The 11,089-nt window shown below is 70.8% G+C and carries 10 protein-coding genes and 2 pseudogenes; 7 read left to right on the top strand and 5 right to left on the bottom strand.

The features are described from left to right. Window positions 1-196 precede the first annotated feature (196 nt). Window positions 197-427: a hypothetical protein gene (locus tag ACWD3C_RS46655; protein WP_451154593.1), complete on the top strand. Its 231-nt coding sequence runs from the start codon at window positions 197-199 to the stop codon at window positions 425-427. Between the two features lie 201 nt (window positions 428-628). Here the strand turns inward: ACWD3C_RS46655 and ACWD3C_RS46650 are convergent, their stop codons facing one another. Beyond that, window positions 629-1,951 (bottom strand): extracellular catalytic domain type 1 short-chain-length polyhydroxyalkanoate depolymerase, encoded by a 1,323-nt coding sequence (locus ACWD3C_RS46650; RefSeq protein ID WP_451154591.1) that lies wholly within the window; start codon window positions 1,949-1,951, stop codon window positions 629-631. Window positions 1,952-2,531: 580 nt separating this feature from the next. Between ACWD3C_RS46650 and ACWD3C_RS46645 the strand changes: the two are divergent. Both ACWD3C_RS46645 and ACWD3C_RS46640 read left to right on the top strand, forming a co-directional pair. Next, window positions 2,532-2,666 (top strand): annotated as a pseudogene (locus tag ACWD3C_RS46645) (pectate lyase); the annotation flags it as partial. Between the two features lie 25 nt (window positions 2,667-2,691). Further along, complete coding sequence (locus ACWD3C_RS46640) at window positions 2,692-3,498, top strand: pectate lyase (protein WP_451154589.1); 807 nt, start codon at window positions 2,692-2,694, stop codon at window positions 3,496-3,498. 90 nt (window positions 3,499-3,588) lie between these two features. On the opposite strand, the gene ACWD3C_RS46635 is transcribed toward ACWD3C_RS46640, so the two are convergent. After that, the gene (locus ACWD3C_RS46635) at window positions 3,589-4,170 is read right to left on the bottom strand and encodes an Rv1733c family protein (protein WP_451154587.1); all 582 of its coding nucleotides are present in this window, start codon (window positions 4,168-4,170) and stop codon (window positions 3,589-3,591) included. 303 nt (window positions 4,171-4,473) lie between these two features. On the opposite strand from ACWD3C_RS46635, the gene ACWD3C_RS46630 reads away from it, so the two are divergent. Then, entirely contained in the window at window positions 4,474-5,559 is a 1,086-nt protein-coding gene (locus ACWD3C_RS46630) for a WD40/YVTN/BNR-like repeat-containing protein (RefSeq protein WP_451154585.1), read from the top strand. A 219-nt stretch (window positions 5,560-5,778) separates the two neighbouring features. After that, a complete protein-coding gene (locus tag ACWD3C_RS46625; protein ID WP_451154583.1) occupies window positions 5,779-5,931 on the top strand; it encodes a hypothetical protein in 153 nt (50 codons plus the stop codon). Window positions 5,932-6,046: 115 nt separating this feature from the next. On the opposite strand, the gene ACWD3C_RS46620 is transcribed toward ACWD3C_RS46625, so the two are convergent. Then, window positions 6,047-6,724 (bottom strand): uracil-DNA glycosylase, encoded by a 678-nt coding sequence (locus ACWD3C_RS46620; protein WP_451154581.1) that lies wholly within the window; start codon window positions 6,722-6,724, stop codon window positions 6,047-6,049. Between the two features lie 286 nt (window positions 6,725-7,010). On the opposite strand from ACWD3C_RS46620, the gene ACWD3C_RS46615 reads away from it, so the two are divergent. Beyond that, complete coding sequence (locus ACWD3C_RS46615) at window positions 7,011-7,934, top strand: sirohydrochlorin chelatase (protein WP_451154579.1); 924 nt, start codon at window positions 7,011-7,013, stop codon at window positions 7,932-7,934. Window positions 7,935-8,028: 94 nt separating this feature from the next. Here ACWD3C_RS46615 and ACWD3C_RS46610 read toward each other — a convergent pair whose 3' ends face one another. After that, a complete protein-coding gene (locus tag ACWD3C_RS46610; RefSeq protein ID WP_451154577.1) occupies window positions 8,029-9,066 on the bottom strand; it encodes a lactonase family protein in 1,038 nt (345 codons plus the stop codon). 260 nt (window positions 9,067-9,326) lie between these two features. After that, window positions 9,327-9,959: pseudogene (locus ACWD3C_RS46605) on the bottom strand (FUSC family protein); the annotation flags it as partial. A gap of 496 nt (window positions 9,960-10,455) precedes the next feature. Here ACWD3C_RS46605 and ACWD3C_RS46600 point away from each other — a divergent pair. Continuing rightward, window positions 10,456-11,004, top strand: a complete 549-nt coding sequence (locus ACWD3C_RS46600; protein WP_451154575.1) for a tyrosine-type recombinase/integrase — start codon at window positions 10,456-10,458, stop codon at window positions 11,002-11,004. The last annotated feature ends 85 nt before the right edge of the window (window positions 11,005-11,089 follow it).

Raw genomic sequence — 11,089 nt, 5'->3', positions numbered from 1 at the left:
ATACAAAAGCCTCAAGGTCGACCGACGCACCTACAAAGCCACCCTCAGCATCAACATCTTGACGCCGACGATCAGCCCGTAACTTCACGGCCTTGTCCTTTTGGGGTCGAGGGCGGGGCCTGGGGTCGGGGAACGTGGGTCGGGGCCGGGGAGCCGGGGGCGAGGGCTGCGGTCGGGAGCCGGGACCGGAGGCCCGGTGCCCAGGGCCGGAGGCTGGGGCTGGGGCTGGGGCTGGAGCTGGGGCTGGGACCTGGCGCCGGAGGCTGGGGCCGAGAACCGGCGGGCCGAGGGCTGGGAGCCGGGGCCGGAGGCCCGAGCGCGCATCCAGCCATCCGGTGCTCTGGTCATCCGACCCTCGGTCCCCCAGGTGTCCGGCCACCCGGCCCCGGAGCCGGCCCCGGAGCGGGAGCGGGAGCGGGAGCCGTAGCGGTAAGTCCGCCGTCCCGCGCGCCCAACACTGGCCCCCGCAGGTGACGACGGACCGTCAACCAAGCGGGTCAGGCGAAGCCCGGTGCAGTTCAGCAGCGCCCCGAAGGGGCGCGGGACTGTGTACATATGCGGCTCCGCCGCAGGGCGCGACCAGTCACGACGGACCCGCGGATGAAGCACCGGACTTCCAGCGGAGCGCTCAGGCGGTACAGGCCGTCCCGTTGAGGCTGAAGCCCCCGGGCGCCGCGCTGTTGCCGCCATGGGTCGCCTGGTATCCGATGCCGACGCTCGCGCCCGGTGCGATCGTCCCGTTGTACGAGGCGTTGGCGGCGGTCACAGCTCCGCTCGCCGGGCTGTAGGTGGCGCCCCAGCCGTTGGTGATGGTCTGGCCGGAGGGCAGGGTGAAGCCCAGCTGCCAGCCGTTGACGGGGGTCGTACCGGTGTTGGTGATGGTCACGGAGGCGGTCAGCCCGGTGTCCCAGGCGTTGGTCGTGGCCGTCACCTTGCAGGGACCCGCCGGAGGCTGGGGTGCCGGGCCCGTGCTGTCGAGGCCGAAGAAGGTGATCACGCGGGCCGCCATGCCGCTGGTCATCAGGTTGTGGCCGACGCCCTGGAGGCTGATGGCCTCGACGGGGGCCTGGTCACCGGTGGCGCCGTAGCGGGTGCGGGTCCAGCCGGAGGCGGGCGAGTCGGTGTGGGCGGGCGTCTGGCTGAGACTCCGCACGTTCGTCCACTGCTTGATCTCCTCCCCGAAGTTGGGGTAACGCAGGACGTCGTCCTCGGTGCCGTGCCAGAGCTGCATACGCGGCCGGGGTCCGGTGTAGCCGGGGTAGGCGCCACGGACCAGGTCGCCCCAGGCCTGCGGGGTGCGGATGATGTTTCCGTTGGCACAGTCGCTGTTCCACTCGGAGCCGTTGGTGGTGGCGAAGCAGGCGAACGGCACGCCCGCGAAGGCGGAGCCGGCGGCAAAGACATCGGGGTAGTCGCCCAGCAGGACGTTGGTCATCATCGCGCCGGAGGAGACGCCCGTGGCGAACACCCGGCCGGTGTCGGCGTCATAGGTGCGGGTGACCCAGTCGACCATGGACTTGATGCCCACCGGGTCGCTGCCGCCGCCGCGGGTCAGTGCCTGGGGCGAGGAGACGTCGAAGCATTTGCTGCTGCGGGTGACGGACGGGTAGACGACGATGAACCCGTAGCGGTCGGCCAGCGAGGCGTACTCGGTGTTGGAGTAGAACGCCGGGCCAGATCCTGTGCAGTAGTGAACGGCCACCAGTACCGCCGGGCGTGTGGTGACGCTGTCCGGAACGTACAGGTACATCTGGAGGTTGCTGGGGTTGGTGCCGAAGTTCGTCACCTCGGTGAGCGTCGCGGTGGGGACCGCGGCCGCGGTGCGGGGCGCGGCGGACGCCTGAGGTGCGGTGAGGAGCGTCGCCGCGAGCAACGGCAGCAGCCCTCCGAGTAACGCGAGGAGCGCCGAACGAAGCGGTCTCCTCGCGGTGTTGCCGACAGTGGTGGACACGTCCTTGCCCCTTCCTGATCACGGCTCGTGCGGCATCGCCCGGTGGAACAGGTACGGAGGAAGCGGTCTCCACGCCGTGCGGGCGGCCGTCGTAACGGGCGCCGTTCGCCACCCGCCGCTGAGGGGACCGAGGGAATGGTGGCATGCACATGGCCCCCATGGAAGCGCTCCCACATCAACGAAAACATTCGGTGGACACGGACCCCGGAGCCGACCGAAAGCGTTCTGCGCAAACCGTTGACCAGAAAGCGCTTACCCTCTACGTTCCGTTCAGCAGAGTGACCCGCCCGCTTCATCTCGCAAGCGGGGCAAATGGACTCCGGAGCCGGTATGACCTGGGGAAGTGCACTCTCTGGGACGTAAGGAGCCTCCGAGGCGGCCACCTTGCTCGCGCACGGCGATCAGCATCGCGTACATCGTTCACGTACATGGCTCACAGGTCTTCCTGAAAGGGACGCACCCGCATGCGTAGTCACCCCCCACGTGCACAAAGCCCCCACGCGCACAAACGCAAAGGCCGGCGCCGGCGGCGGCCACCGAGACCTCGCCCATCGGATTCGGCACCGGGCACTTCTGCAACGACGATCTCGGCGGAGCCGCGACCGAGATCTCGCGTACGGGCTCCTTCACCAGCCCGCCCTACGGCTACACCGCCGAGCCCGCCTCCTCCGTCGTCGCCTCGGTGACGTCCGGTGCGGGCGCCGGGAAACTCTGACCCCCACAGAAGAAGGCATCGGGACATGACTTCACAGGCACAACGACGGACACCACACCGACACCGGGGCGCCGGGCGCGCGCTGACCGGCGGACTCTCCGCACTCGGCCTCTCGGTTGGCATGATCATGACTAGCGGCGCCTCTCCGGCGAACGCCGCCACCTGGCCGACCCCCTCCAGCAGCCAGCCGGTGACCTCGACCATCCAGGTGTCCGGCACCCGGGACGGCGGGATGGTCCGCTACTACGGCAGCGGCGACCTGGCCTCCGGCGGCCAGGAGGAAGGCCAGGACCCGATCTTCCGGCTCGCGGACGGCGCGACCCTGAAGAACGTGATCATCGGCTACCCGGGGGCCGACGGCATCCACTGCTACGGCAGCTGCACCCTGCAGAACGTGTGGTGGGAGGACGTCGGCGAGGACGCCGCCACGTTCCGCGGCGGCTCCGGCGCCACGTACCGCGTGGTCGGCGGCGGCGCCAAGAAGGCCGCGGACAAGGTCTTCCAGCACAACGGCGGCGGCACGGTCAACATCTCCAACTTCGCCGTCCAGGAGTTCAAGACCCTGTACCGCTCCTGCGGCGACTGCTCCACGCAGTACACACGGAGGGTCAACCTCAGCGGCATCGAGGTGACCGGCACGGGTTCCACCGCACGGATCGTCGGTATCAACGTCAACCGCAACGATGTGGCGACGCTGCGCGGCATCACGATCCGCAACGACAGCAGCCGGAAGGTCGTCCCCTGCCAGAAGTACAACAACAACACCGCGGTCGGTACGGGCCCCGACAGCTCCAACTGCCTGTACTCCAGCTCGGACATCACCTACCGCTGAGTCCGCGTCCGGCGGCCGTACGGGACTGCCCCACAAGTCCCCGTCCGGCCGCCGGCCGTTGCCGTGCGCCGGACGAGGAGCCGTCAGCCGTCACCAGGTCTTGCGGCCCCACAGCGGTCCGATCCGCTCCCACTCCTCGTCCCACTGGTCCACCCGGCGCTGTTCCAGACGGCCGCACACGAGCCGACCGCACAGGAAGGGCACACCCGCCGCGCTGACGCCCACCAGGACGCCGCTCAACGAGCTCCGTAAGCGGGCCTGGGACTCCGAGGCCGGCTCGGTGACCAGGCGGCCGTCGGGGTCGGTCCAGACGGAGACCTGGGTGCCCGCCGTGCTGGCGGGGACGACCTGGACCTGACCGGTGCGGGTCGAGCCGTCCGCCGCGGTCCAGCGGGCCTGCGCCCACACCCGCGCGGCTCCGGAGCCGCGCACGGTGGACGGTTCCGGGGCGTCCTCGGCGAGCACCGCCCCGGTGGGGCGCCACTCGGCGCGCTGCCGGTCGAGGTCGCCCTCGACGGACCGCGACACCAGCAGGCCGGTCACCAGGCCGCCGAGCAGGGTGAGGGTCCAGGTCGCGAGCACGACCCACGCCTCCAGCCGGTCGCTGCGGCGCCGCAGCGGATTGCGCCGCCATCGCCACAGCCACACCTTCGGACCACGGAACGCCGCCATCGCGGGCACCCTCCTCACGGACGTACGGACGGGCCGGACCGTCTTCCCGACCGTCCTCCCATACGGCAGCGGTCTGCCCGGTGCTCATGACGAGTACGTCACGTCGGTCCGCCGGCGGGAATCCACCTCTCGGCACTGGAACGACGGCGGTCCGGAAACCGACGCTCCGATGTCGGAGGGACACCGTCATGCCCCCAACACACCCGCTTCGACCTGCGGCAACGCCGTCTCCAGGGGTGACTGTCAGTGGTGGGGTGCAGACTGGCCCGTGTCTGAGACATCGACGTCCCGGAGGTGGTCGGCATGGCCGGCATTCTGCTCACCGTAGGCACACGCAAGGGTCTCTTCATCGGACGGAGGCGCGGCGGCGCCTGGGAGTTCGACGAGAGTCCTTACTTCAACGCACAGGCCGTGTACTCGGTCGCCATCGACACCCGTACGGACACGCCCCGGCTGCTGGTCGGCGGCGACAGCGCGCACTGGGGCCCGTCCGTCTTCCACTCCGACGACCTGGGCCGTACGTGGACCGAGCCGCCCCAGCCGGCCGTCAAGTTCCCCCAGGACACCGGGGCCTCGCTGGAGCGCGTGTGGCAGCTGCACCCGGCGGCGGCCGAGCCGGACGTGGTGTACGCGGGCACGGAGCCGGCCGCTCTGTACCGCTCCACTGACCGGGGCGAGACCTTCGAGCTCGTACGGCCGCTGTGGGAGCACCCCACGCGCGACAAGTGGATGCCCGGTGGCGGTGGAGAGGGCCTGCACACCGTCCTCACCGACCGGCGCGACCCGAAGGCCGTGACCGTCGCCGTCTCCACCGCCGGGGTGTTCCGCACCAAGGACGGCGGCGCGAGCTGGGCGCCCTCCAACTCCGGTGTCTCCGCGGTGTTCCTGCCGGATCCGAACCCCGAGTTCGGCCAGTGCGTGCACAAGATCGCGCAGGACTCGGTGACCCCCGACCGGCTGTATCTGCAGAACCACTGGGGTGTGTACCGCAGCGACGACGCGGGGGCGCACTGGACGGACATCGGCGAGGGCCTGCCCTCCACGTTCGGCTTCGCCGTGGCCGCCCATCCGCACCGCGGCGACACCGCGTACGTCTTCCCGATCAACGCCGACGCCGACCGTGTCCCGGCCGACCGCCGATGCCGTGTCTTCCGCACGGCCGACGCGGGCAAGACCTGGGAACCGCTCTCGGCGGGCCTGCCGACCGAGGACCACTACGGCACGGTGCTGCGCGACGCGATGTGCACGGACGGCGAGGACCCGGCGGGCGTGTACTTCGGCAATCGCAACGGCGAGCTGTACGCGTCGGCCGACGACGGCGACAGTTGGAGACTGCTGGCTTCGCATCTGCCGGATGTGCTGTGCGTACGGGCGGCGGTTGTCGACTGAGTTGCGTGAAATCGTCGGGCAGGACCCGTATCCGACACCGGGGCACCGGGGCACGCGGAAAGCGGATGTCGGATACGGGTCGATCGCCCACGCCGGGCGGGGCAGCTCACAACCCGTGTGGTGTCATTCGGACGCGAGTGTGTGCCGCCTGGATTCCGCTCCGGGCGAGAGCCTCGGGCCGCAGTATGCGCTGAAGGTCGTCGGCGGTGAGGAGTCCCCGTGCCAGGACCACGTCGGCCACCGGGGGACGAACGCTCCCGCGTCCTGCGTGGCCTCGACCAGGTCGGTGATGACGCTCCGCTCCCGGCGGTCCTGACGCGGCTGGCGGACGAGATGCGCCGGACCACGGAGGGAACGCGGAGCCGGCACTGAGGCACCAGGGCGCCTGATCGTGCGTGGTGCCCGCCTCGCTGACCGGCGCACCGCGCGGCCTGCCGCCGTCGGACCCGACCGGGCGGCGGCACCTGTACGTGGACGAGCGGGAGTCCTACGGCAGGCGCCAGTCCACCGGCTGCGCCCCCTGCCGCAGCAGCAGATCGTTGGCCCGGCTGAACGGACGCGAACCGAAGAAACCGCGGTCCGCCGACATCGGGGAAGGATGAGCGGACTCGATCGCCGGAAGATCCCCGAGCAGCGGCCGCAGATTGCGCGCGTCACGCCCCCAGAGGATCGACACCAGTGGCTTGCCCCGCGCGGCAAGTGCCCGGATCGCCTGCTCCGTGACTTCCTCCCACCCCTTGCCCCGGTGCGCCGCGGGCTTGCGCGGGGCCGTCGTCAACGCTCTGTTGAGCAGCAGCACACCCTGCTCCGTCCACGGCGTCAGATCCCCGTTCGACGGCCTGGGCAGCCCCAAGTCGGAGTGCATCTCCCGGAAGATGTTCTCCAGACTGCCCGGCAACGAACGCACCTCGGGCGCCACCGCGAAACTCAACCCGATGGCCATCCCCGGCGTGGGGTAGGGATCCTGACCCACGATCAGGACGCGGACATCGTCGAAGGACTGCTGGAACGCCCGCAGGACATTCTCCCCGGCCGGAAGGTAGGTCCGGCCGGCCGCTATCTCGGCTCGGAGGAAGTCCCCCATGACAGCGACGCGTTCGGCCACAGGTTCGAGAGCCTTCGCCCAGCCCACTTCGACAAGTTCATGCAAGGGTCGTGGTGCCATGGCGCGTCACTCTACTGGTACGTGTGCGGGCCCTCACAAAGCAGCGCGTTGCCGCGGGACGGACGGATGCGGTGCGTGATGGCTGAAAAGTGGCACCCCAAAAGGGAATCAATCCACCCTGTCGGGCAGACGGCGAAATGCACCGCTGAAGGCGCCGCATGTCAGAGCGGGGCCATGGCGTTTCCCGCTGTTCCACGCGTCACTCATCAGACAAATCCGGACGGATACCGCTCACCTGCACCCTCCCCGAACAGGGGAGCCCAAGAAGCCAGTAGCATGCGGCGCCATGAGCTCCCCCACTGGGCCCGCATCCGGCCTGCCTGTACGAATGCCGCGACCCCGTCAGCCGGGGCGGCACCGCCGCCCCGAGCCGCTGGCGGCTCCCGAAGGCGCGCCCGCCCTCGTCCTCGCGGTGCCCGGCACGCCCAGCGCCCCCACGCGCAGCCTCGCCGAGGAGGTCGTGAGCATCGCACGCTCCGAGCTGCCCGGTCTCGACGCGCGCATCGGGTACCTCGACGGGGACGACGACGAGTTCCCCACGCTCCAGTCCGTGCTCGCGCGCACCGCCGAGGAGCGCACCGCCCGCTACGAGCAGGCCCGCGCCGCCGGTGTGGGCGTCAAGGAGCCCGACGGTCCCGTCGCCGTGGTGGTTCCCCTGCTGGCCGGTCCGGACAGCTCGCTGCTGCGCCAGATCCGCCAGGCCGTCATGGAGAGCCGTGTCGCGGCCGACCTGACCGATGCCCTCGGCCCGCACCCGCTGCTCGCCGAGGCGCTGCACGTGCGCCTGTCCGAGGCCGGTCTGGCCCGCGCCGACCGCGCCCGCCTCTTCACCGTGGCGACCGCCGCGGACGGCATCATCCTCGCCTCCGTGGGCGGCGACGAGGCCGTGCAGGCGGCCGGGATCACGGGCATGCTCCTCGCCGCGCGCCTCGCCGTGCCGGTGATGGCGGCGGCCCTGGACCAGGAGGGCTCGATCGCGGCCACGGCCGAGCAGCTGCGCTCCTCGGGTTCGCAGCAGCTCGCGCTCGCGCCGTACCTGATCGGCCCGGAGCTCGACCCGGGGCTGCTCGACGCGGCGGCGAAGGAGGCCGGCTGCCCCGCCGCCGAGGCCCTCGGCGCGTACCCGGCGATCGGCAAGCTGGCGCTCTCCAAGTACACGACGGCGCTGGGCATCGCCCCGCAGCAGCCGCAGGGCATGCCGGTGCGCTGAGGCAGGCCGCCGCGCTCGTAGAGACATGCCGAAGGGCCCCCTCCACACGCTGGAGCGGGCCCTTCGGCGTAACAAGGGCGATGCGGGCGCCGTATCAGCCGATGACCACGCAGGACGCCGCGGGCACCTCGATCGAGCCAACTTTGCGCGGCATCCCCGTCTCCGGGTCGACCGCGAACCACGTCACGTCCCCGGACCGCTCGTTGGCGACGTACAGGAACCCGTCCGAGGCGGCCAGCGCACGCGGCCAGTGCCCTGCGCACGGCACCGTCCCGGCCGGCCGCAGCCCCGCGCCGCCCTTCTCGACCGCGAGCACCGACAGGACGTCCTGCCCGCGCGTCGCGGTCCACACGAAGCGGCCGTCGGTCGACACGGCGACGCCGGAGGGGTACGCGTCGCCGTCCGGGGTGCCCGGCAGGACCGGTGTCTCGCCGAGCGGCTTCAGCAGGCCTCTGTCCGCGTCCCAGTGGCAGACGGTGACGACCGGCGCGAGTTCGTGCACCACGTAGGCGTACGAGCCGTTCGGATGGAAGACGAGGTGGCGCGGTCCGGAGCCGGGCCGGAGCGCTGCCTCACGGCGCAGTACGGGCACCCCGGCGTCCAGTGCGCAGACCCGCACCGAGTCCGTGCCGAGGTCGACGCTCACGGCCCACCGGCCGCTCGGGTCGGGCAGCACCTGGTGGGCGTGCGGCCCCAGTTGGCGCCCCCCGTCCGGCCCCGAGCCGCTGTGCCGGAGCGCCCCGGACGCGGTGTCCGCGAGGGTGCTGTCGGGGCGTACGGGCACGGCGGTGACGCCGCCGGAGCCGTAGTCGGCGGTCAGGACGTGGCCGGCGTGCAGGCACAGGTGCGTGGGGCCGCCGCCGACCGGGACCGGCGGGCCGGTGAGCTCGGGCTTGTCGCCGGTGACGCGGTACGCGGCCACCGCGCCCTCGGCCCGCTCGCTGACCGCGTAGAGCATGTCCCCGTCGGGCGAGAGGGCGAGGTACGAGGGATCGGGGACCTCGTCCGCGCCGCCCAGGACGGTCAGCGCGCCGCTCTCCTCGTCCACGGCGGCGGTCAGGACACCGGGGCCGCCCGCCTCCGTGAACGACCCGATGAACGCCCGCCGTGGCCGCCTGCCGTCGTACGCCATTGCCGTCCCCTCCCGCTGTCCTCATGTTCCGGGGCGACAGTAGCAGCAGGTCTAGACCAAGCAAGGTCGCCCGTCGGTGTCAGGCCCCGGTCGGCGGGTAGGACGCTGTTGGCGAAGTCCGCGGCCCGTGGCGTGGGCGGACCGACGAGTGGACCATGTGTGGCGGTGTCCGACTCGGAAGCGTGAACACTTCGGGCCGAAGTGTTCACGCTTCCGCGACAGCCCCCACCCGCACTGGATTCGCCAACAGCATCCGGGTAGCGCAGCGGGGCGGCCAGGGCGGTGAGGGCGCGTTCCAGGCCGTGCAGGTGCGCGAGGGCCTGCTCCGCGCCGGGGTGGTGCCCGGGGACGCCCGCGTGCGCCGCCACGGCACGCTCCGGTACGGCTCCGACCAGCGCCTCGACCGCCGTCTCCACGCGGCGGCAGGCGGCCGTGAGACGGGTGTCGTGGGAGGCGTCCGGGTCGGCGGCGACGGCCGCGAGCCCGCGTGTCTCGTGGGCGCAGTCGTCGAGCAGGGCGAGCACCCGACGGGCGCGCGCCTTGCGCGCCCGCATCGGGTTGAGCGGGTGCACGAGGGGCGCGACGGAGAGGCGTACGCGCCCCAGGAGTGCCTCCAGCTCCGCGGCGTGCGGGGCCGGGTCGGCTTCGGTGTCGCCCGCGAGGCGCCGGGCGGCCGTCGCGGTGCAGGCGTGCACCGCCCGCAGGGCCCGCCGCACCCACCGGTTGGTGACCGCGTCCGTGGTGACCGGCAGGATCAGCGCGACGGCGAGGGCGGCCCCGAGCGCGCCGACTTCGGTCTCCGCGAGCCGCAGGGCCAGCAGCCCGGGGTGCAGCACACCGAGGAGGCCGTAGAGCAGGCCCGCCATGACGGTGACGAAGAACATCATGAATGCTGTGGTGCAGCGGTTCTCGCAGGTCAGGAGGCTGCCGGCCGAGAGGGGGTCAGCAAAGAGTCAGCATCAGCATGTCGCGCGCCGATGGCAGGAGTCGTCGCCACCCCGATCGCGCTTGAAGACCGGCGCCTATCCGTGACGTAGCGAAGCCATGTCACCTCTCGCCGGGTCCATCCAGCTGCCGATAGTTCGCTTTCGCTGCGGCGGCACACACTCCTCGACAACCACCTCCTACGCCCCAAGCTTCCTCACCCGAGCCGACAGCTCGCATGGGCAGCAGCCGACTCGCAACAGGTCTGTGCGCAGGCCAGCGACCGGACATAGCACGCGATCCCCGGTTACGGAAATCGGGGATTCTCCGGACCATGACCATTGTCCACCACGGCCTTCTTCGCCAATGGAACGCCTTCGAACCAGACCTGACTGCCGATCTGCACCCGCCCGATTCAGCTCAGCTCCTCAAACCAAATCGACCCCAACCCTGGAGAACCAAGCAGTGGCCACCAAGACCCTCACCCGCGGCATGGGCACCTTCTTCAAGGAATGCGAACACCCCCCGAGCCGCTGGTCCAAGTGCCCTCACCCCTACAAGATCAGGTACCGGGATGCCACAGGTCGGCAGCGCGAAGAGGGCGGCTACGCCACTCAGGACAAGGCGACGACTCGGCTCACCGAGATCTACCAGGCAAAGAAGGGGCCGCTCAAAACTGGGAACACAGAAGCCCAGGAGATAGCCGAGATGCGGTTCGAGGACTTCGCGGCTCGGTACATCTCGAATCGGAAGCGTGGCCTGGAGTCCAACACCATCGAACAGTACGAGCGCGGCCTCAAGACTCAGATCAACCCGCGCGTCGGGAGTCGCCGCGTCGGCACATTCACACCCGGAGTGATCGAGGACTGGCTCAACGGAATGGAGCTGAACAAGGTTGGCTTGGCCAGCCAGAAGAACGCATACCTTGTCCTGAAACTCGTCATCGACGCGGCACGTCATCGCGGGGCGATCACACTGGATCCCTTCCTTGACATCGCCCCTCCCGACTACTGAGGTTGAACTCGCAGTGGCGGGCCGGTAGATCATCCGGCGCCCATGAGTAATCCGGTCTCGGTGAGGCAGCCGTCGATCAGCTCTG

The organism is Streptomyces sp. NPDC002845 (genome assembly GCF_053591955.1).
The sequence above is the reverse complement of the archived record's forward strand: the minus strand, read 5'-3'. Positions and strand labels throughout refer to the sequence as shown.

Excerpts from the sequence above, each read along its gene's own strand:
- ACWD3C_RS46640 (WP_451154589.1), top strand. The coding sequence starts at position 2,692 with ATGACTTCACAGGCACAACGACGGACACCACACCGACACCGGGGCGCC.
- ACWD3C_RS46635 (WP_451154587.1), bottom strand. The coding sequence starts at position 4,170 with ATGGCGGCGTTCCGTGGTCCGAAGGTGTGGCTGTGGCGATGGCGGCGC.
- ACWD3C_RS46630 (WP_451154585.1), top strand. The coding sequence starts at position 4,474 with ATGGCCGGCATTCTGCTCACCGTAGGCACACGCAAGGGTCTCTTCATC.
- ACWD3C_RS46620 (WP_451154581.1), bottom strand. The coding sequence starts at position 6,724 with ATGGCACCACGACCCTTGCATGAACTTGTCGAAGTGGGCTGGGCGAAG.
- ACWD3C_RS46615 (WP_451154579.1), top strand. The coding sequence starts at position 7,011 with ATGAGCTCCCCCACTGGGCCCGCATCCGGCCTGCCTGTACGAATGCCG.
- ACWD3C_RS46610 (WP_451154577.1), bottom strand. The coding sequence starts at position 9,066 with ATGGCGTACGACGGCAGGCGGCCACGGCGGGCGTTCATCGGGTCGTTC.